This is a genomic window from Pseudoalteromonas luteoviolacea S2607 (assembly GCF_001625575.1).
In the GTDB taxonomy this organism is placed as follows: Bacteria; Pseudomonadota; Gammaproteobacteria; order Enterobacterales; family Alteromonadaceae; genus Pseudoalteromonas; species Pseudoalteromonas luteoviolacea_E.
Genome location: NZ_AUXV01000007.1, coordinates 176,579 through 196,060, shown reverse-complemented (window position 1 = coordinate 196,060; position 19,482 = coordinate 176,579). Strand labels below are relative to the sequence as shown.

The following is a 19,482-nucleotide window of genomic DNA, read 5'->3' as shown; positions in this document are numbered from 1 at the left end:
ATTGCCTCAATCAAAACTGTATACGAATGTCACACCTAATTCGGTGTCAACTTTGCGTTTATCTTCTTCAGGTTGAGAATTATACCGATAAGTATAAGAAACCTTAAGAGACAAACCTTCGATAACTTGGCTGATCAAAGATGTTTCTGCAAATCCCCGCCCACCTAACCCAGAGACCGATTGCGCGTAGCTGAAATCTTGGTTGAATCTTGTACGTTTAGAGACATTGCGCTCCCATTGCAATGACAACCTCATAAGCTCGCCCCGCTCTACACGTTTTTGCCCAGGACTTAACTCAGTATCATCTTCCACACGGTACATAGAGACACCTGGACCAATTGTAAAGTCTACTGTGTTTTTTCGCCCTTCAAACAATCGGTTGCCGTAACCTAACGCAAACGTGGAGGTATACTCACGACCATTAAACTTGTCAACTTCATAGTCTCCGTACAAAAAGAATGATTCATTATCCACACCAAACTTATAACTTGTTTGTGCAGAGAAAAAATATCGAGAAGCTGTTTCATCATCAATGCCCGTTTCAGTATTTTCTTCATCTGCATAGTAGCCATCTAGCTTGAACTGATTGCGCCAGAATTCAAAATCCTGATAAAAATTACTTTGTAGCTTAAAAGAGGAGTTTTTGGTATTGCCACTATTTGCTATATATCCAAATTCGATATCTCCATATAAGAATTCACCTTTGTGCAATTCATGGATTTCTTCTTCAGACAATTCGCCATACTCATGAAAGTCTTCAAATGGGTCTACTGCATATGCTCTTGTACTCAGTACGCTAAACAACATTATCAAGAGCAACTTCACATTTTTCACTAAACGAACTTCTCTTTATAATTACTTTTACTTCCACACAACGTGGCAAAATGGCGCGTCTAAGTCACGGCTAATAAGCACTTTTGCAAAAACCTCATCACTGTCTTCAAACTCAATACCAATGATGACTTGTACAAAATGCTCACGTTCGGCTTCTTGTTCAAAAGCAACGATAGTCTCCCAGCTATCATCAATGTCACTTTCTTCAATAAAGCCGTATTCTTCTCGATGCTCATTAAATAAGTCAATGTCTTCTTGAGATAAGTTTTCAGGTGCTAGCTCCAGAAAAATATCATATGCCTGATGTGTCACGTCTTCTATGCTGCTAAGTCTCGCCGACATAAACTCAACTCCAAAAATTTATTAATATATTAATCATATCAAAACCACAATTTCATTTTCCACAAGGATCCGGTGTATTAAATAATTTTAACGCCAAAGTGCAATCTCGAGCCCAAAAAATGCTAATCTGAGCATAAGGTAAACAAATAATAACAATGAATATCTGCTTGAATACCATTTATCTATGTAGCAAGATTGAGTAAAAGCTCTACCCAGTGCAATCAAAATAACAAAAACTGCAGGATTGGTTATGATAACTTTTGACGTACACCACGACGTTGCAAATGTGACGCTATCGCGCCCGAACAAACAAAATGCTTTAACACTCAATATGTTCCAATCACTGGATAACATTATTAGGGAAATTAGAAAAAACCGCCAGATACGCGCTGTAATTTTGCATGGAGACGGTCAACATTTCTGTGCTGGGTTAGATGTTCAAAGTGTTATGCAACACCCTATGCAAATCATAAAGTTGCTATTCAAGCTACTTCCCGGCAACCAAAACCTCGTGCAACGCGTTGTGCTGGGCTGGCGTACGTTACCTATACCAGTTTACGCCGCAATACAAGGTAATTGCTTGGGCGGTGGTTTGCATATAGCGTTAGGTACGGACTTCAGAATCGCAACACCCGATACCCAGTTTGCTATTATGGAATCTCGCTGGGGGCTTTGCCCAGATATGGGAACCAGTGTGATTTTACCCAGCTACTTGAGGCAAGATCATAGCCTTAAATTGGCCTTTGAAGCTCAGCGTATCAATGCGCTTACGGCCAAAGAGATGGGGTTAATTACAGCCATTGATGACAATCCCAGAGAATATATAACGAAGCATATCGCCTCACTCAATCAGCACTCACCAGACGCACTGGCTGCCATCAAATTGTTATACAACCAAACATACCAATCCCCTTCCAGAGCATTACTTTGGAAAGAGACTTGGTATCAAATAAAATTACTCGTTTCAAAAAATACGCGGATTGCGATGAAGAACGGGGTAAAAGGCAGTGAGTTTCGTGCTTACAGCCAACGAGGAAAGTGGAAGTAATTTAAATGGAATTTATTGAGTGACTCTAAAAGTAAAAGTCGTTTTAACACGCCTGACCCAATTTATTTTTGGCGTTTTAATGGTAGTCATATGTCTTTGTTCTGCAAGGATGATTGTGGCGTTAGGTGCACTCCCTATACCAGCCCCATTACTAGGTATGTTATTGTTATTTACACTCTTACAAGGTCGGATTATTCACGTAGATTGGGTCAAGTCCGCCTGCCAACTACTCATAGCCTACCTTGCATTTTTCTTTATTCCTGTGGGAGTCGGTGTGATTAACTATCTCAATTTGCTCGCAGGAAACGTCTTACTCATTGCGATACTCTTAGTTTGCCTACCCACCGCAGCCATCCTCGCGGTCGGTAAATTTGCCAGCAAAGGGCGATATCGTGATTAGCCTTATTGTATGCCTTGCAACACTCAGCCTGTTTATAGTTATTCGCAACTTATACAATAAAAGGCCATTTGCTCTATTCAACCCTGTGTTACTTAGTATTTTAATCATCGCAGGCCTACTGCTGGTAGGTGGTGTAAATTACTACGATTATTACCTTGCCAGTATGCCTATCAACATATTGCTGGAACCAGCAATCGTCGCGCTTGCATACCCTTTGTACACGCAGTACAACGCTATTCGCCCGACTTTATGGCTACTCATTGTCTGTGCGTTTATTGGTATCACCCTTTCGACTAGTGTTGCATATATACTTTGCATACTACTTGGCGCTGGACCCAGCCTAACCGCATCACTTATGGCTCTTTCGGTCACAACGCCCGTGACGCTCCTGATCACCGATATGATCGGTGGAATTCCAAGTATTGCCGCCGCGATGGTTATTTTAATTGGTATATTTGGTAGTGTCTTTGGATTAGGTTTGTTGCAGGCATGCAACATTAAGCAACCTCAAGCAAAAGGTATCGCACTGGGTGTAAGCTGCCATGCAATTGGCACAGCAACCGCCATGGAATATCACCCTCAAGCCGGTGCTTTTGCTTCCGCAGCAATGATTATTAGCGCAATTATAAGTGCTTTTTGGGTGCCGATATTGTTTACTATACTCAGTAGCTTAAGCAGATAAGAAAACACTCACAGCATTACAAGGAGTCAAACTTGATCGAGCAAGAAATCGCCCAATTTGAAAAGTATTACGATCTCATTAGAGATTATTTACTTAACTACAGTATGCAATTACTGGGCGCTGTAGTCATTCTCATCATAGGGTTATGGTTGTCTAAAAAGCTTGCAGACACCACACGCCGCTTAATGCTTAAACATAACATAGACGTCACCCTGACAAACTTCGTTGCTAACGTTGTTAAAGTGTTGGTTGTCGGTATGTTCATAATCATTGCTTTAGGCAAAGTGGGAATTAGTGTCACCCCCTTTGTTGCAGCCATTGGTGCAGCTTCTTTAGGCGCAGGTTTGGCTGTACAAGGGATGCTCTCTAACTACGGCGCAGGTCTTGCACTTATTGCCACTCGGCCCTTTGTGGTTGGGGATACGATCAGTGTCAAGAATGTTAGTGGTCAAGTAAAGTCAATAGAGTTGGGTTACACCATTTTAGTTAACGAGCAAAAAGTTGAAATTACGGTGCCTAATAAGCACATCATTGGAGAGGTGCTGCATAACTCATTTAACTTTTCGCACATTGAAGGCGAAATTGGTATCGCGTATGACGCACCCGCTGATAAAGCGATTGAAATAATTCGGTCTATCTTGCAAAACGAAGAATACGTGGCAAACGACCCCCTTCCTCAAGTGGGCATTGAGTCTTTTTCTGACAGCGCCATTGTGATTAGCTACCGCTATTGGACTCCTACCACAGAATTAATTGAGAATAAGCTCAATATTAATATGGCTATTTATGCAGGGATTAAAAATGCACAGATTGAAATACCTTTCCCGCAACGTGTGGTCACTATAAAGTCAGATCAACGAACGCCAAGATAATACCATTCTTAATTGCCTTGCTCAGGCAAGGCTGTCCCTTTATACCGCAAAAAGCCATTGATTAACCCTTCACATAGTTCTATGCTGGATACGTTTTGTTCACAAAACATACAACATGTAAGGAGAAAAACAATGAAAAAGAGCAAATTGAGTTATTTGCTGAGCGGTAGTGCCATACTCATGTCGAGCATGCATCTATTTGCCGCCGATTGCACCAACCTCACGGCATGGCAGCAGTCTCAAGTATATCGTGCAGGCGATCAAGTCCAACACCAAAATAACGCTTTTGAGGCACGTTGGTACAGCCAAAATGAAAACCCTCAACAAAATTCTGGTAACTACAAAGTATGGAAAAGCCTTGGTGCGTGTGGTGGAAATCAAAGCCCAGTGGTGACTTTGTTGACTCCCACCGAAGGAAGTGTTTTCACCCCAAATGACAGCGTTGTCCTATCTGCAAATGCAACGGATTCAGATGGTGTAATAGCCCAAGTTGAATTCTTTGTTGATGACGTGTCAGTAGGTTTCGACAATCAAGCCCCCTATCAAGCAAACTGGGTAGCACAAACTGGTCCTCATATTATTGCTGCAATCGCAACTGACAACCAAGGGGCGCAGAGCACACAAAGCAAAGTCACAGTCAGTGTGCAAGACGGTACTACCAATACCCCGCCAGCGATAGATCTGGTCTCGCCAACCAATAACAGCCAGTTCACTCTTGGCGACACGGTCAATATTCGAGCTGTAGCAACAGACGCCAATGGTACAGTGACTAGCGCAACCGTATTTATAAATGATACACAAGTGGCCTCATTTACAGATGGTACCGTTGATTACAACTGGATAAGTGATATTTCAGGTCAAGTACAGGTTAAGGTCACAGCTACTGACAATCAATCTGCCAGCAGTAATGTGGTTTCGCAAATTAAGGTCGCTGCACCAAGCCAAGGTGGATGCGTAGGCTTGAAATCATATAAAGCTGGCACAACTTATCAAAATGGTGAGCTGGTTAGTCACAACAATCATAAGTACCGCTGTGATGTCGGTGGCTGGTGTAGCTCTAATGCTCAATGGGCTTACGAACCAGGCGTTGGGCAACACTGGCAAGATGCATGGACGGACCTTGGTATTTGCGCTATCGCGCCTGTCATAACTTTCAATTCGCCAAGTGCAAATAGCACTGTCTTGTTAGGCCAAAGTACTGATGTTTCTGTCAGTGCGAGTGATGCCGATGGGACAGTGACGCAATTGGATATCCTCGCCGATCAGACACTACTTGCAAGTTTCAACAACGGTAATGGTAGTACCAACTGGCAGCCGACAAAGCTTGGAGCCGTCACCCTCTTGGCAATTGCAATTGACAATGAAGGGAACGAAAGCACTGAACAAATTTTTGTCAACGTCACAGATAAGCCTGTCGTCGTTGATTTAGTTCAACCAACTTCTGGTACTCAATTCACCGTTGGCAGCACCATCAACATGGCTGCTGATGCACAAGCTCTCACTGGTTCAATTGCAAATGTGAGCTTCTATGCGAATGGTACTCTGCTTGGAAGTGATACAACCGCTCCATACACTTGGTCATATACTGCAGCTGCGATAGGTTCACACACCTTAACTGCCGTAGCCAAAGATAGCGCAGGCAATCAAGCAACCAGTGCAGGTTCAACAGTGAATGTAATCGATAAGCCAATTGGCAAGACGCACAAACTCATAGGTTACTGGCATAATTTTGTGAACCCAGCAGGTTGTCCTATTCCACTGGCAGAGATCTCTCCAGCTTGGGATATTATTGATATCGCGTTTGCTGAGAATGACCGAAACTCGGACGGAACTGTACATTTCAAGCCTTTTGAAAAAGACATCCGCTCTAACTGCCCTCCTATCGACCCTGTGCAATTCAAAGCTGATATGAAAGCCCTTCAGGCTCAAGGCAAAGTATTTGTGCTGAGTCTAGGTGGTGCGGAAGGTACTATTACTTTGAATACAGATGCTGATGAAGCAAACTTTGTCTCCAGCTTAACCAATATTATCCAAGAATGGGGTTTTGATGGGTTAGATATTGACCTAGAAAGTGGTTCAAACTTGCTCCATGGCTCTCAAATCCAAGCCCGTTTACCTCGTGCAATCAAGCAAATTGAACAAAATATGGGAGGGAACATGGTCCTAACTATGGCTCCGGAGCACCCTTATGTTCATGGTGGTATGATAGCTTATTCAGGTATTTGGGGCGCCTACATCCCTGTTATAGATGCACTGCGTGATACGCTAGATTTACTTCACGTACAACTTTACAACAATGGCGGCTTACCCAATCCTTATGAGCCGGGTAGCGCGCCAGAAGGGTCTGTCAATATGATGGTTGCCCATGCCAAAATGCTTGTCGAAGGGTTTGATCTAGCCAATGGCACGCGCTTTGCGCCTCTTAGAGATGATCAAGTTGCTATCGGTCTTCCTTCAGGACCTAAATCAGCAAACTCAGGACAAGCACCCACTGCCAATATTATCGCTGCACTGGATTGCCTAACTAAAGGATTAAGCTGCGGTACAATCAAGCCGGCCTTCAACTATCCTAAATTTGGTGGTGTAATGACTTGGTCGATTAATTGGGATAAATATGACGGCTATAACTTCTCAAAACCAATTGGCGACAAACTGACACAAATGAACCAAGGTAACTAAGGAATTCAGTTACCTGAGATCTAAAAAAGGCACCCTTAAGGTGCCTTTTTACTAGCCAACTTGCCCAGGGATTGGACCATGAGGCACATCTACATGTGGATTTTGCCCTCGCTGGCGCAGTAAGTGATCCATTAATGTAATCGCCATCATCGCCTCTGCAATTGGAATAGCTCGGATCCCAACACAAGGGTCATGTCGTCCTTTGGTGATCATCTCAACTGGTTCATTTGACGTATTAATACTTTGTCCAGGCACCGTAATGCTTGATGTTGGTTTGAGTGCGATTGACGCGATGATATCTTGACCAGTAGAAATGCCAGCCAATACACCGCCTGCATGGTTACTCGTAAAGCCCTCGGGAGTCAGCTCATCTCGATGCTCAGAGCCCTTCTGCTCAACTACATCAAAACCGTCGCCAATTTCAACACCTTTTACAGCATTGATACTCATAAGTGAATGCGCAATCTCAGCATCCAATCTATCAAATACAGGCTCCCCTAAGCCAACAGGAACATTCTTAGCAACTACTTTAACCTTAGCGCCTACCGAATCACCTAGTTTTTTTAAATCACGCATGTATTCGTCAAGCGCTTCGAGCTTGCTCTGATCAGGGAAGAAAAATGCATTGTTTTCTACTTCAGACCAATCAAATAACTCGGCTTTAATTGGACCTAGTTGCGATAAACAAGCATGAATTTCAATGCCATGTACTTGCTTCAAATACTTCTTCGCAATACCACCTGCGGCGACACGAATCGCTGTTTCACGCGCAGAAGAGCGACCACCACCACGGTAATCTCTGTGGCCATACTTATGCCAATACGTATAATCACCATGACCAGGACGAAAAACATCCATAATTTTGCTGTAATCTTTAGAGCGTTGATCTGTATTTTCGATTAAAAGGCCAATACTTGTACCTGTTGTCTTACCCTCAAACACCCCGGATAAGATCTTTATCTCATCACCTTCACGGCGCTGGGTTGTATAGCGACTCTGCCCAGGTTTTCGCCTGTCTAAATCGACCTGTAGATCAGCCTCTGTTATTTCTAGCCCAGCTGGTACACCATCGACAACACCACCCAGCGCTGTACCGTGGCTTTCACCAAAGGTCGTGACCCGAAATATTTGGCCTATGCTATTACCTGCCATTAACTTTCCTCATTCCTCGTTACGGTTTTGACTCATAAAGTCAATGTAGACACATTTGTGCCTAACTTACTAAAATAGGCATCTCATAGCCTACTTACTTCTGCCGCACCAAGCCAACAACAGTGATAACTCACACAGGCAAAGCACAGCAAAAATTAATCGTTAAAATAAGCAACTAGCTCTTTTTTGCTTATCATAAACACACCAAGGCCACCTTTTTCAAACTCTAGCCAAGTGAACGGCGCGCCTGGGTACAATGCATCCATATGTACCATAGAATTACCCACCTCGACAAATAGAATACCTTTGTCGGTTAAGTGCTCAGCGGCATCCCTTAATAAAACACGTGTTACATCAAGGCCATCATCTCCCGAGGCAAGACCTAACTCGGGTTCATGGTGAAACTCCTCAGGCAGATCAGCCATATCTTCCGCATCCACATAGGGTGGGTTAGCAACGATTAAATCGTACTTTTGACCTGGCACACCACTAAAGACGTCTGATTGAATGGCAAATACACGCTCATCCATCATATGGTCGTGAATATTCATTTCTGCTACAGCCAATGCGTCAAAAGAAATATCCACGGCATCTACTTGTGCGTTTTCGAAATGTTTTGCTAGAGCAATGGCAATACAAGCGGATCCAGTACACATATCAAGAATGCGTGTTACTTCATCCGGTGACTCAACCCACGGCTCAAATTGCTTGGTGATCAACTCAGCAAATGGAGAACGGGGCACCAACACGCGCTCATCAACATAAAACGGCATACCCGCAAACCAAGCTTGATTAGTTAAATACGGTACAGGGATGCGTTGTTCGATGCGCATTTTTATCACTTCAACTAAGCGCTTTTTCTCTGTGCCTGTGAGCCTTGATTGCATTAATTCTTTAGGCGCATCTACAGGTAAATTAAGCGTAGGTAAGAGTAAATTTACCGCCTCATCCCAAGGGTTATCTGTGCCATGACCATAAAAAAGTCCATTGGCGACAAATTGACTGGTAGTCCAGCGTAACCAATCCTGCATGCTTACCAGGTCACGATAAGCCTCTTCAGCGATTTCGTTAGTTATTGCTAATTCACTCATGATTATTCTCACACTTTGTATATAGCGGCATTGTAGCGGTTTTTAAGCTAGGTTTTTATGCTTTTTTTATTTAAAATGCACGAATGACTAGAGATTATCCTGAAGTAACTATGGCCTCTGATGACTTTGACCTATTCCGAGAAGCAATTTCCGGCACCCAAAAACTTAAGCAAGATACAGTTGTCCATGAGCGTAAAGCAACGCGCTTTAAAGGCGAGGTGATCGCGGAACAAAAGAAGCAGCATCAGGCTGAGTTTTATTTTTCAGATGAGTATGTGCCAGACATAGATACAAATGGAACCGTTAACTACGTTAGGCCCGGCGCAGATAAATATCTCGCAAAGCAATTGAGGCGCGGTGATTATGCACCAGAGCTCATTTTAGATATGCATGGCATGAACAAAGAAACCGCCAAAGATGAGCTCGCAGCACTTATTCATGCTTGTAAAAAGCAACACGTAAGCTGTGCCTGTATCGTACATGGCATTGGTGAACGAATTTTGAAACATAAAGTGCCACATTACCTTGTGCAGCATCCCGATATATTAGCAATGCATCAAGCACCGCTAGAATATGGAGGAAAAGGCGCAATTTTAATCCTAGTCGACCTTCCTCAAAATTTGGAGTTTCGTAGGTAGAAGTTAACATCAGTTAACTTCCCCACTCCCTACATCACACGAAACTAGCCTATTGTTTACAAATACGCTATATTAGCTTTGAATCATACACAGCTAATCTCATTCTCTTGTATAGGTATCTTTTTGCTCAGATACCACAATGAGAATAAGCTGACATTACCATTTATTCTGTTTTTATCCTCAGGTTAAACATGAACGACTTACTCAGCACAGATCTGACGATATTACTCGTCGAGCCTTCAGTGACCCAACGTAAAATCATCGCAAATGAACTCAAGGAAGAAGGCGTGCAACAGATTGATTTTGCAGAATCAGTCGCTACAGCCATTGAATCACTAGATTCGCATATTCCAGATCTCATTATTTGCACACTCTACTTGCCAGATGGTGATGCACTTTCATTACTGGATCACGTGCATGCACACTACAGCGACCATCAATTACCGTTTATGTTGGTCTCTAGTGAAACTCGCCGACAACAACTTGAGGCATACAAGCAATCAGGTGTGGTCGCCATACTTCCTAAACCTTTTACTAAAGAGCATTTGGGTAAAGCGATCAATGCCACTTTAGATTTATTGTCTCCGCAAGAGCTAGAACTAGATTTATATGATATTCAAGATTTAAGGATCTTGGTCGTCGATGATTCGACGCTTGCACGCAACCATATTCAACGGGTGTTGCGAAACCTCGGCGCCACACGCATATCTGAAGCTGAAAATGGCGCGCAAGCCCTCGCCGTTCTACAAGAAAGTATGTTTGACCTCATTGTCACAGACTACAATATGCCAGAAGTCAACGGGCAAGAGCTCACAGAGGCTATCCGCCGCTCTGATGAACATGCGCACGTGCCTGTTCTTATGGTCACGTCAGAGGCAAATGAAACACACTTAGCAAATGTTGCACAATCGGGTGTAAATGCGATGTGTGATAAGCCATTTGAGCCAAATATCGTCAAACAGCTTATCTATCAAATGCTAGAACAAAATTAACTAAATAATAGTTAAAAACCTCAACACCACTGGTTAAATTCACTAACAGCGTTTTTAACCAGCTTGTCTTAAAAAGTAAAAATCCATAATTTTCAAACATTTAAAATATTTTTTTGAACTGGCACAACCTTTGTAATAGTTATTGCGACTAAACAAACAAAGGAAGCAAGACAATGAACGTATTCACAAAATTAATGACAGTAAGCCTTTTAGCTGGTGTATCAGTAACTGCTAATGCAAATACAGTAAGTAATGATTTACTAGATGAAATCCAAAGTCGTGTTAGTGAAAACATTCAAACAAGTATCGTTGAATTAAAAATAAATACTAAAAAAGCCCTAGTGGACAGCTTTGTTCGTATCAATGTGGACGCAGAAGCGACTCCAAATGACTCTAATGAAGTCAAAAAGGAAAAGTAATATGTTTAGCGAAGTAACCTTAATTAGCTTGTTAGCAATGCCTGTTGTCAGTTTACTGCTGGCGTATTTCTCTATCGAGACAGTTAAAGTGATTGGTCAAAAATGGTTTGTAGGTCGGGTATGATGAAATGTGTGGTGCTGAAAGTAAAAAACCCGCATAAAGCGGGTTTTAAAACGATGGCAAATATAGCTTATAGCTGGCCTTCGTTTTCAGATAGGAACTTAGCAACACCTTCTGGGCTTGCGTCCATACCTGATTTACCTTCAGTCCAACCTGCAGGACAAACTTCACCGTGCTCTTCGTGGAAAGCTAGTGCGTCAACCATGCGAAGCATCTCATCAATGTTACGACCTAGAGGAAGATCGTTAACTACTTGGTGACGTACGTTACCTTCAGCGTCGATTAGGAATGAACCACGGAAAGCAACACCTGCTTCTGGGTGCTCAACGTCGTATGCCTGACAGATTTCGTGTTTTACGTCAGCTACTAGGTCATATTTAACTGGACCAATACCACCTTCGTTCACTGGTGTGTTACGCCATGCGTTGTGTGAGAATTGTGAGTCGATTGAAACACCGATTACTTCAACACCACGCTTTTGGAATTCTTCGTAGCGCTTGTCAAAAGCGATTAGCTCTGAAGGACAAACAAAAGTGAAGTCTAGTGGGTAAAAGAATACAACTGCTTTTTTACCTTTAATACGCTCATGTAGATTATAGCTATCTACGATTTCACCATTACCTAGTACTGCTGCTGCTGTAAAGTCAGGAGCCTGACGGCCAACTAATACACCCATTGTTTTCTCCAAATAGTTAGGTTTAGTTCCAATATACAAATCGTTTTGTAATTTGATTCTAATTATTGAGGCGCTGTTTACGAAAAACAACCCCTTGAAAAAATTTGCCTAATTTTATTCAGCTCTTACCCAAATTAACAATCGAATTATCCGATAGGCACAATCTATAAATTCGATGGCATTCGACTTTGGATACAAAAAAAGCTCCAATTGGAGCTTTTTCATTCGATGGTTAATCCATGATGCCGTCTGGCATATCCGTTCGAATATGCTGCCATAGTTCGCCGGACTGGTGACCGTATTTACGGATCAGAGAAATAGCTCTGTCATGGTCCCCTTGCTCCGCCAACTCTGTTAAATCACGATAAAACTCTCGCGTAATTTTCCTGATTTTAGGCTCAGAGAAATAATGGCAACCAATTTTTGAATACAAGCCTCTAAAACCATTTAAAATCAGAACATAGATTTTATTGCCACCAGCAATCGCCAATTGGTGGTGTACCTGATAATCGTAATCAGCAAATGCTTCTGCGGTATCTGGCAACTCATTGTATTGAGACAAAATCTCAGCAACTTTCGCGCCATTTAGCTTGATAGCAGCACGCGTATAAATCGCACTAATGTTCGTTCTAGCTGAAAGTAATTGGTCTGTAAGCTCAGGTACTTTATCTTCATCAAGGCGAGCTAACGCTTCCAAAATGTTAAGACCTGAAGTCTCCCAAAAGTTATTTACTCGTGTTGGCTTACCATGCTGAATAGTCAACCAGCCATCACGCGCCAAACGCTGAAGTACTTCCCTTAAAGTTGTTCTAGTCACTCCGATTAATTCTGATAGTTCACGTTCAGCAGGCAAAATAGAACCCGGTGGAAACTCACCATTCCAAATCGATTCAACTATGTATTCCTCAGCAAAACCTGCTGGGCTCTTGGCTTTAAAAATTCTCATTTAGCACCACTTAAATTTACAACTTAAGGCGTTGTATTCATGAAGCACATTGCTTTTGCTAGCAGGCGATTCACGACAATGCAACTCGTTAATCCACTGATTGTACCAGATGGTTGCAAAGTAACAAGCGTAACTACACATTGAAGAGCAGTAATACCTTTCTAATCAACAATCATATTAGTAAATGGGCCTTTGTCGGTTGAAATAGGCAACCCACTTAAAACAATACGGGAGGTTTAAATACTTCGTTATTTCTATGTTAGGTTCCCCCACAATTTTGAGACACAACTTACCTCACTCTGAATTTGCCTTTGGCCTATTACACCTACGTGGGCCTTTCCATCACTCCTTAGGAGCTATCATTTTATCTGTTTATCTATTTCTTCCAAAACCTAATAAATTTACGAAACAAACTTGAGATTACACTGTCAGAAATACAACATTTCAATTTGTAGGTAGGACATGTTATCTAACAGGCTGACGTTAACGATAATAATCAGTTGTGACTCTCTGGTTATTCACCATTAAAAACACAAAAAATAAAAATTTGCGAAAAAGAAATACCTAAAGCAAATACATCTCAGATATCGCAAAGACATTGCGATGTCTAGTATACATCGCCATAATAACGGCAAAAAAAGGAGGTAGTATGTTGGATAAATTGGCGAACTTTTCTCGCTCAACCACTGCTTGGGCAATCTTGTTTATGAGTGCCTTGATATTCGAAATCGTAGCGTTGTACTTTCAATATGCCATGGGGTTAGAGCCATGTGTCATGTGTATCTACCAGCGTACCGCTGTTTTAGGTGTACTGATCGCATCTCTCGTCGGGCTGTGTTGTAGAAGTAACTATTTGATACGACTAATTGCGACAGCAGGCTGGGGCGTATCCGCCATTTGGGGCTGGTTGCTTGCTCGTGAGCACCTTGACATGCAAACCACAACCGATCCTTTTGCATTTACATGCGCATTTGAGCCCAACTTCCCCGTGCCATTACATGAATGGATCCCCTCATTTTTCGCAGTAACTGGCAGCTGCTCAAGTATCGACTGGTCGTTTGCTGGACTTTCTATGCCTGGTTGGATGGAAGTTATTTTTGCGGCCTACGCGATTAGCTTTATAATATTTGCGCCGATTGTAGTATTTAAAAAATAACATTGAGAAACACATGATTTTTAGATTAAGCCAAGTGCCTGAATTGTCATCCCTTAGTTTAAGGGACAAACAAAAAGTGAAAGCAATTGCATTGAGCATGCTAAATGGCAAAGAAAAAGTACTTTTAGCCGTTTGCAAACTGCTACTTTTGACACCTTTTTTTATGGCGCTTGCTTACTTTGAAGGTTTCTACTTACTCCCTGTACTGCTTGTTGCGGGTCTAGCTTACCCTCTATTTACAGTGCCAGTGGAAATTCAATTTGCACTTAAATACCTAGACAACGCATTAAAAGAGTTTGAACAGGGCCCTGAATAGGCCCTGTATTTCATCACGTCACTGAAACACGACTCGCTCCTTAAGTTTGTCGACAATACCTTTTCCTATCCCTTTCACCCTTGTTAACGATTCAAAGTCGTGAAACTCACCCAACTCTTCTCTATCGGCAACAATCGCGCGAGCTTTTAGCAACCCAATACCGGGTAAGGTGACCAACTGTTCAATGGTTGCTGTGTTGATGTTAACTAAGACCACGTTGCTTTCTTCCATAATACTTTGGGTCTCAGCCTGTGTGACACTGCACAAAATAAATGCACAAATGAGTAACCCTGCGGTCCATAGGTTTTTAAATAGCATGAAGTCCCTCCTATTGAATCTATTTAAATTTATATGCCTTGTTGGCATTGATAAACATAAAGTTTTAACTCATAAGTTGTAAACTGAATAGGAATATTTTCATTGTATTTTTTTCATCTTGAGCGTCTAATAAAGCGACTTTAAGTTGCAATAAAGCTTTTTTAGGTTTACTGTATAAAAAAACAGTGTTTTATGGAGGGTGATCATGGCTGTTGTTGTAAAATATGTGGTTGAAAGAAATGGAGTAGAACGAATGACTTTTACTAGCAAAAAAGAGGCTGACGCCTACGATAAAATGCTGGATGTCGCAGAAGCTTTGGAAGGCATGTTAGAAAAAGTCGATGTACCTCTGAGCGAGCAACAAGTGGAATCTCTGGCGCTCGAAATGGCAAAATATAAAGATGACTTTATTTCTGTGTTAAAAGGCAGTAAGCCAGCTGCTGAGAAAGAAACAAAAAAGCCAGCGAAAAAGGCTGATGAAGCCAATGAAAATAAGGTGACAGCAATTAAACAAGCATGACTTTGTATAGCGCCATTAACTACTGACTCGTCCCACAAAACGCAAAATGCCCAACATAGGTTGGGCATTTTAATTTAATAATACAGCAAAGCCGATTACTTAAGTACTGCTGCAACTGCATCTGAAAAGTAATCAATGTTACTTTGACTGATACCCGCAACATTTACACGGCTAGAGCCAACAATGTAGATTGAATACTCTTCACGTAGGCGATCGATCTGCTCTTTGTTAATACCTAGGAATGAGAACATACCATGCTGACGCTCAATAAATGAGAAGTCATGGCCTGTATTTCTCTGTTCAAGGCTACCTTTAACAAGACTACGCAGCCCATTGATACGGTTACGCATTTCAGCTAGCTCTTCATGCCAAAGTTGTGTTAACTCATCACTTGAAAGGATCGTGTTCACAATGTCTGCACCGTGGGCTGGAGGCATTGAATAAATACTGCGCACAACACTTAGTAGTACAGAGTTTGAGATATCTGCTGTAGCGCTTTCTTTAGAGATAATAGAACATGCACCAATACGCTCTCTGTATAGGCCAAAGTTCTTAGAGCATGAAGAACAGATAATCATTTCTTCAACCGTCTGAGCTAACAAACGAAGGCCATTTGCATCTTCATCTAAGCTACTACCAAAACCCTGATATGCAATATCTACAAGTGGTGTGAAACCAACTTCTTTTGCAAGATCTGCAAAAATTTGCCATTGCTCAGCATTTAAGTCCATACCACTTGGGTTGTGGCAACACGCATGTACTAAAACAACATCACCTTTAGGCACTTGCTTAAGCGTGTCGATCATTTCGTCAAACAAAAGACCTTTATTTTCATAGTCGTAATATGGGTATTCTTTAACATTCAACCCAGCAGCTTCAAATAGGCTAATATGGTTTGCCCAAGTTGGTGTTGTTACCCAAACAGTTGCGTCTTTATTACAACGTTTAATAAACTCAGCCGCAACGCGCAATGAACCTGTGCCGCCTGGCGTTTGCGCCGTACGAACACGATTAGCCAATAGTGAGGTATGACTATCACCCAACAGAAGCTGTTCCATCTTCGAGCAAAAGTCTAAGTTTCCAGCCAACCCGATGTAAGACTTTGTTGTTTCATTCTCTAGGCGAAATGCTTCTGCTTTTTTTACAGCTTTAAGCACAGGTGTAGCACCTTGCTCATCTTTATATACACCTACACCCAAATCAATTTTATTAGGGTTATTGTCTTGCTTATAAGCTGCCATAAGGCCCAAAATAGGGTCTGTAGGAAGTGGTTTTAGTTCTGAAAACATGTGTATTTCTTTTCCTATTAAAACTGGTACGCAACAATGACAGACAGGATAAAAGCGTGCTTTACTTCCTCATCCCTGCCCAGCATTTAGTATTTAAATAGCTAGATACTGCGTAAGAGCCATGGGGTTAAAGTTGCCACCAATACTAACACAAATTAACAAGAAGACGAGCCTTGTTAATGTGGAAGGTAATGCGTTATTTTCATGCATGCAGCAACAAGTACAGATAAATTGTCAGCAGTAAAAAAGTCTTTACTAAATGCCTCAGCATCAATGATTCCAACACACTCAAAATTTTCATCAAGCAATGGTAAACATACTTCAGATTGTACTTTTGGATCGCAAGTATAGTACTCACCACCTTGAGTAATATAAGCTGGGATATCATTAATAATTCTAGAACGCGCTGACATGACTGTTTGAATATTATTTGAGGTGGCAGCGAATTGTTCATTAATCGGAAATAACGGCCTACTAGGCGCTCCCTGATATGCTAATTTCAACAACTGTTGCTCTGCCTCGATAGATCTTGCTTGGTAAATACCAAACCAATCAACGCCAGTTTGATTGTGAACAAACTCCACGATGGCTTGTAGCTTAGATAAGCATGCCTCATTTTCCTCACCATCATCGATGTAGTCGTTCAGTAAAAATGGGGCTTCTTGCAGGTGCCCAAACAGGCTACAACTCCCACCTTCACCCAATTCTGGAATTTTATATGACCATACCGGTTGAGCATGCCGAGTGGAAAGGTGCTCTTCCAACATTGCAATTTTACTCTTTACTAACGCTGGTTCGAGAATTGTCTGTGTTTTATCTAAGTACGCCGAAATCATTTAGCCATCCAAACATCTATATATCTAAAGTAAATCTAACATGCAAATCACTATGTGGCCATAGTTCAGTGCAATTTTTTATTAGTTCAAGTGCAATAAGATAGGGCTTCTGGGATAAAAATTACATAGGGTGTGACGCATTTCAAATAAGCGCGTAGACAAGTTTAACTTGATTCCCCATTTGGTTATATGTGACGCTGTCGGCTATTTCTGAAAGCAGCTGCACCCCTCTACCGTGTTCATTTGAGGAGTAACCGTCAGTTTGATCAGTAGAGGGAGTAAAACCACAACCTGAATCACAAATTTCGAACGTTATGTTGCTTGCATAAGGGCAATAAGCCGCTGAAATCTCGATTGACGCTTTAGTTAGCTTAGTAAGTGCATCGGCTCTTTGAGCATAGTACTCCAAAAAGCCATCCTCTTGATTCTTTAAGTCAGAACTTAACCCCAATACCCCATGATCTAGCGAGTTATTATAAGCCTCTGACAGGAGTAAAAATATATTTGAGCGATGCGCATCTACCCCTTCCACATTACTCAATACATTGACAATTTCAAGGACAGGATCTGTGGTTTTCATTTGCTCTGCGTCAAGCGACACGGAAACGTCAAAGGGAATAGACGAGTAATGTGATTTTGTTTTACTTTCTTGCACTGCTGGCAGGCAGTTAATAATCGCAATACTGAGATCATCTTGTTGCTCAGCATGTTCGGAGTAATTTCTCACATAATCTATGACTTCGTGGGTTGAGATTTCAGGTTTACTTCCCAAAGTATCAATTAGACGCGCTTCACCAAACATATTGCCATCTGGGCCTTCACTCTCAATGATACCATCCGTCGCCATGACCAACCGTGTGCCTGTTTCAACTTCAAGATGAAGAATGGTCCTCTCAAACTCTTCTTCATCTAGAATACCCAACGCCATGTGCTGAGACTCTATGGTTTTGAGTATTTCTCCTTGCCTATTGATCAAATAAATATCCGGAAGCCCCCCAATCCATGCCGAAATATTTTTACCAGAGCTACTTATCTCGATTATCGCTGCTGCACAAAACATATGACCAGGAAGCAAGGTATATAGAGAACTGTTCAGCTCTGTTGCTATATCCCCTACAGCCATCCCCTTTTGCACCATAGTATAAAAAATTCTGGAAGCTGGCAGCGCTCCCACAGCAGCGGCCAAGCCGTGGCCCGTAAAATCTCCTAGCAAACAATAAAAGCCACCAATAGGACTTTTTGCCATTAAAAACATGTCGCCGTTAAACATCGAAGCTGGTGAAAGGTGAAAATCACAAATCGATTCAAATTTTTGCTGCCCCGAAAGTGCATTGCGAAAAATATGCTCAACAATCTCATGCTCTCTTTCGGTCTGATTATAATGGTATTGAAGCTGCTTTTTCTGTTCATTGGCTTCTTTACTAAGCTTTCTTGTTCGTGCATGAGCGCGAATCTTGGCAGACAAAATCACCCTATCAAATGGCTTGTGAATAAAGTCATCACCGCCCACTCGTAGGCACTTTTCAAAGCTTGCATGGTCTTCAAGAGCTGTAATAAATATAATAGGAAGATACACGTCTCCGGCGTGCTCTTTGATCTTAGGTGCGGTTTCAAAACCATTCATGACGGGCATCATGACGTCTAGCAACACGATATCAACTTCATGTTGCTTTAATAACTCCAGTGCTTCCAATCCATTGTTTGCAACCAACACATCGTAGTGTTGGTGTTCCAACATGGTTGTCAACAGCCGACAATTTAAGGGCTGATCATCAACAACTAAAATTAGCATTTTATAATCTAATTCAATCAGTCTATTTCAAACTTTTTGTCGAACCTTGATATCTGCAAAATCTTTTTCAACTGAGGTCTGCAGTTGCTAATTTGAATGCTCCCAACAGAGTCACCGAGGGTTTTCTTCATGTTGAGTAACATGCCTAACGCAGAGCTGTCCATATAGTCCGTATCTCTTAAGTCAACGACCACTTTTTCAGTTTCGTCATTAACCTCTGCATAGGCTTGGCGAAATGATTGCACTAGATTAAAGTCGAATTTTCCTTTAATTTGAATCGTTAAAGTCTTTCCATCAGCTGAAGCATTTTTGCTCAGGCTCATCGCAAGCTCCTACTCAAAGTTTAGTATTGTTATCCATCTT

General features: G+C 41.8%; 23 protein-coding genes. 12 read left to right on the top strand and 11 right to left on the bottom strand.

Going from position 1 to position 19,482, the window contains the following annotated elements:
* Positions 1 to 6: 6 nt before the first annotated feature.
* Together N480_RS06385 and N480_RS06380 are read right to left on the bottom strand one after the other, a co-directional pair.
* Positions 7 to 825 carry a DUF481 domain-containing protein gene (locus N480_RS06385; protein ID WP_419554937.1) on the bottom strand — a complete coding sequence of 273 codons (819 nt, stop codon included), beginning with the start codon at positions 823 to 825 and terminating at the stop codon, positions 7 to 9.
* A gap of 36 nt (positions 826 to 861) precedes the next feature.
* Positions 862 to 1,176: a DUF440 family protein gene (locus N480_RS06380; RefSeq protein ID WP_063371686.1), complete on the bottom strand. Its 315-nt coding sequence runs from the start codon at positions 1,174 to 1,176 to the stop codon at positions 862 to 864.
* A 250-nt stretch (positions 1,177 to 1,426) separates the two neighbouring features.
* On the opposite strand from N480_RS06380, the gene N480_RS06375 reads away from it, so the two are divergent.
* The 5 genes from N480_RS06375 to N480_RS06355 all read left to right on the top strand — a co-directional run bounded on the left by N480_RS06375 (position 1,427) and on the right by N480_RS06355 (position 6,857).
* Positions 1,427 to 2,224, top strand: a complete 798-nt coding sequence (locus N480_RS06375) for a crotonase/enoyl-CoA hydratase family protein (RefSeq protein ID WP_063371685.1) — start codon at positions 1,427 to 1,429, stop codon at positions 2,222 to 2,224.
* Positions 2,225 to 2,243: 19 nt separating this feature from the next.
* Positions 2,244 to 2,624: a CidA/LrgA family protein gene (locus tag N480_RS06370; protein ID WP_063371684.1), complete on the top strand. Its 381-nt coding sequence runs from the start codon at positions 2,244 to 2,246 to the stop codon at positions 2,622 to 2,624.
* Positions 2,617 to 3,306 (top strand): LrgB family protein, encoded by a 690-nt coding sequence (locus N480_RS06365; protein ID WP_063371683.1) that lies wholly within the window; start codon positions 2,617 to 2,619, stop codon positions 3,304 to 3,306. The genes N480_RS06370 and N480_RS06365 overlap by 8 nt, the downstream gene beginning before the upstream one ends.
* A 32-nt stretch (positions 3,307 to 3,338) precedes the next feature.
* Entirely contained in the window at positions 3,339 to 4,178 is an 840-nt protein-coding gene (locus tag N480_RS06360; RefSeq protein WP_063371682.1) for a mechanosensitive ion channel family protein, read from the top strand.
* A gap of 132 nt (positions 4,179 to 4,310) precedes the next feature.
* Positions 4,311 to 6,857: an Ig-like domain-containing protein gene (locus tag N480_RS06355; protein WP_063371681.1), complete on the top strand. Its 2,547-nt coding sequence runs from the start codon at positions 4,311 to 4,313 to the stop codon at positions 6,855 to 6,857.
* Positions 6,858 to 6,908: 51 nt separating this feature from the next.
* On the opposite strand, the gene aroC is transcribed toward N480_RS06355, so the two are convergent.
* Together aroC and prmB are read right to left on the bottom strand one after the other, a co-directional pair.
* A complete protein-coding gene (gene aroC, locus N480_RS06350; protein WP_063371680.1) occupies positions 6,909 to 8,009 on the bottom strand; it encodes a chorismate synthase in 1,101 nt (366 codons plus the stop codon).
* A gap of 155 nt (positions 8,010 to 8,164) precedes the next feature.
* Entirely contained in the window at positions 8,165 to 9,100 is a 936-nt protein-coding gene (prmB, locus tag N480_RS06345; protein ID WP_063371679.1) for a 50S ribosomal protein L3 N(5)-glutamine methyltransferase, read from the bottom strand.
* 83 nt (positions 9,101 to 9,183) lie between these two features.
* On the opposite strand from prmB, the gene smrB reads away from it, so the two are divergent.
* The 4 genes from smrB (at position 9,184) to N480_RS25895 (ending at position 11,273) form a co-directional block, all read left to right on the top strand.
* Positions 9,184 to 9,738: an endonuclease SmrB gene (smrB, locus tag N480_RS06340; protein ID WP_063371678.1), complete on the top strand. Its 555-nt coding sequence runs from the start codon at positions 9,184 to 9,186 to the stop codon at positions 9,736 to 9,738.
* Positions 9,739 to 9,929: 191 nt separating this feature from the next.
* A complete protein-coding gene (locus N480_RS06335) occupies positions 9,930 to 10,730 on the top strand; it encodes a response regulator (protein ID WP_063371677.1) in 801 nt (266 codons plus the stop codon).
* Positions 10,731 to 10,903: 173 nt separating this feature from the next.
* Positions 10,904 to 11,149 carry a hypothetical protein gene (locus N480_RS06330; protein WP_063371676.1) on the top strand — a complete coding sequence of 82 codons (246 nt, stop codon included), beginning with the start codon at positions 10,904 to 10,906 and terminating at the stop codon, positions 11,147 to 11,149.
* Between the two features lies 1 nt (position 11,150).
* Complete coding sequence (locus tag N480_RS25895; protein ID WP_269200961.1) at positions 11,151 to 11,273, top strand: hypothetical protein; 123 nt, start codon at positions 11,151 to 11,153, stop codon at positions 11,271 to 11,273.
* Positions 11,274 to 11,340: 67 nt separating this feature from the next.
* Here N480_RS25895 and N480_RS06325 read toward each other — a convergent pair whose 3' ends face one another.
* Positions 11,341 to 11,946, bottom strand: coding sequence for a peroxiredoxin C (locus tag N480_RS06325; protein WP_063355192.1), 606 nt, complete (start codon positions 11,944 to 11,946; stop codon positions 11,341 to 11,343).
* 232 nt (positions 11,947 to 12,178) lie between these two features.
* The gene (fadR, locus tag N480_RS06320) at positions 12,179 to 12,892 is read right to left on the bottom strand and encodes a fatty acid metabolism transcriptional regulator FadR (RefSeq protein ID WP_063371675.1); all 714 of its coding nucleotides are present in this window, start codon (positions 12,890 to 12,892) and stop codon (positions 12,179 to 12,181) included.
* Between the two features lie 652 nt (positions 12,893 to 13,544).
* Here fadR and dsbB point away from each other — a divergent pair.
* Together dsbB and N480_RS06310 are read left to right on the top strand one after the other, a co-directional pair.
* The gene (gene dsbB / locus N480_RS06315) at positions 13,545 to 14,048 is read left to right on the top strand and encodes a disulfide bond formation protein DsbB (RefSeq protein ID WP_419554936.1); all 504 of its coding nucleotides are present in this window, start codon (positions 13,545 to 13,547) and stop codon (positions 14,046 to 14,048) included.
* A 13-nt stretch (positions 14,049 to 14,061) separates the two neighbouring features.
* The gene (locus N480_RS06310) at positions 14,062 to 14,364 is read left to right on the top strand and encodes a hypothetical protein (protein ID WP_063371673.1); all 303 of its coding nucleotides are present in this window, start codon (positions 14,062 to 14,064) and stop codon (positions 14,362 to 14,364) included.
* 18 nt (positions 14,365 to 14,382) lie between these two features.
* On the opposite strand, the gene N480_RS06305 is transcribed toward N480_RS06310, so the two are convergent.
* Positions 14,383 to 14,682 carry a ComEA family DNA-binding protein gene (locus N480_RS06305; RefSeq protein WP_063371672.1) on the bottom strand — a complete coding sequence of 100 codons (300 nt, stop codon included), beginning with the start codon at positions 14,680 to 14,682 and terminating at the stop codon, positions 14,383 to 14,385.
* A 205-nt stretch (positions 14,683 to 14,887) separates the two neighbouring features.
* On the opposite strand from N480_RS06305, the gene N480_RS06300 reads away from it, so the two are divergent.
* A complete protein-coding gene (locus tag N480_RS06300) occupies positions 14,888 to 15,202 on the top strand; it encodes a YebG family protein (RefSeq protein ID WP_063371671.1) in 315 nt (104 codons plus the stop codon).
* 95 nt (positions 15,203 to 15,297) lie between these two features.
* Here N480_RS06300 and N480_RS06295 read toward each other — a convergent pair whose 3' ends face one another.
* From N480_RS06295 to N480_RS06280, 4 genes are all read right to left on the bottom strand, one after another.
* Positions 15,298 to 16,491, bottom strand: coding sequence for an amino acid aminotransferase (locus tag N480_RS06295; protein ID WP_063371670.1), 1,194 nt, complete (start codon positions 16,489 to 16,491; stop codon positions 15,298 to 15,300).
* A gap of 176 nt (positions 16,492 to 16,667) precedes the next feature.
* Complete coding sequence (locus N480_RS06290) at positions 16,668 to 17,327, bottom strand: GAF domain-containing protein (protein WP_063371669.1); 660 nt, start codon at positions 17,325 to 17,327, stop codon at positions 16,668 to 16,670.
* Positions 17,328 to 17,469: 142 nt separating this feature from the next.
* Positions 17,470 to 19,119: a SpoIIE family protein phosphatase gene (locus N480_RS06285; RefSeq protein ID WP_063371668.1), complete on the bottom strand. Its 1,650-nt coding sequence runs from the start codon at positions 19,117 to 19,119 to the stop codon at positions 17,470 to 17,472.
* Positions 19,120 to 19,136: 17 nt separating this feature from the next.
* Positions 19,137 to 19,442, bottom strand: coding sequence for an STAS domain-containing protein (locus N480_RS06280; protein ID WP_039608683.1), 306 nt, complete (start codon positions 19,440 to 19,442; stop codon positions 19,137 to 19,139).
* Positions 19,443 to 19,482: the final 40 nt, after the last annotated feature.

What these genes read in the sequence shown, in the direction of transcription:
- N480_RS06380 (WP_063371686.1), bottom strand. Translation starts at nt 1,176, where the DNA reads ATGTCGGCGAGACTTAGCAGCATAGAAGACGTGACACATCAGGCATAT.
- N480_RS06375 (WP_063371685.1), top strand. Translation starts at nt 1,427, where the DNA reads ATGATAACTTTTGACGTACACCACGACGTTGCAAATGTGACGCTATCG.
- N480_RS06355 (WP_063371681.1), top strand. Translation starts at nt 4,311, where the DNA reads ATGAAAAAGAGCAAATTGAGTTATTTGCTGAGCGGTAGTGCCATACTC.
- aroC (WP_063371680.1), bottom strand. Translation starts at nt 8,009, where the DNA reads ATGGCAGGTAATAGCATAGGCCAAATATTTCGGGTCACGACCTTTGGT.
- prmB (WP_063371679.1), bottom strand. Translation starts at nt 9,100, where the DNA reads ATGAGTGAATTAGCAATAACTAACGAAATCGCTGAAGAGGCTTATCGT.
- smrB (WP_063371678.1), top strand. Translation starts at nt 9,184, where the DNA reads ATGACTAGAGATTATCCTGAAGTAACTATGGCCTCTGATGACTTTGAC.
- N480_RS06335 (WP_063371677.1), top strand. Translation starts at nt 9,930, where the DNA reads ATGAACGACTTACTCAGCACAGATCTGACGATATTACTCGTCGAGCCT.
- N480_RS06330 (WP_063371676.1), top strand. Translation starts at nt 10,904, where the DNA reads ATGAACGTATTCACAAAATTAATGACAGTAAGCCTTTTAGCTGGTGTA.
- N480_RS25895 (WP_269200961.1), top strand. Translation starts at nt 11,151, where the DNA reads ATGTTTAGCGAAGTAACCTTAATTAGCTTGTTAGCAATGCCTGTTGTC.
- N480_RS06325 (WP_063355192.1), bottom strand. Translation starts at nt 11,946, where the DNA reads ATGGGTGTATTAGTTGGCCGTCAGGCTCCTGACTTTACAGCAGCAGCA.
- fadR (WP_063371675.1), bottom strand. Translation starts at nt 12,892, where the DNA reads ATGAGAATTTTTAAAGCCAAGAGCCCAGCAGGTTTTGCTGAGGAATAC.
- N480_RS06310 (WP_063371673.1), top strand. Translation starts at nt 14,062, where the DNA reads ATGATTTTTAGATTAAGCCAAGTGCCTGAATTGTCATCCCTTAGTTTA.
- N480_RS06305 (WP_063371672.1), bottom strand. Translation starts at nt 14,682, where the DNA reads ATGCTATTTAAAAACCTATGGACCGCAGGGTTACTCATTTGTGCATTT.
- N480_RS06300 (WP_063371671.1), top strand. Translation starts at nt 14,888, where the DNA reads ATGGCTGTTGTTGTAAAATATGTGGTTGAAAGAAATGGAGTAGAACGA.
- N480_RS06295 (WP_063371670.1), bottom strand. Translation starts at nt 16,491, where the DNA reads ATGTTTTCAGAACTAAAACCACTTCCTACAGACCCTATTTTGGGCCTT.
- N480_RS06290 (WP_063371669.1), bottom strand. Translation starts at nt 17,327, where the DNA reads ATGATTTCGGCGTACTTAGATAAAACACAGACAATTCTCGAACCAGCG.
- N480_RS06285 (WP_063371668.1), bottom strand. Translation starts at nt 19,119, where the DNA reads ATGCTAATTTTAGTTGTTGATGATCAGCCCTTAAATTGTCGGCTGTTG.
- N480_RS06280 (WP_039608683.1), bottom strand. Translation starts at nt 19,442, where the DNA reads ATGAGCCTGAGCAAAAATGCTTCAGCTGATGGAAAGACTTTAACGATT.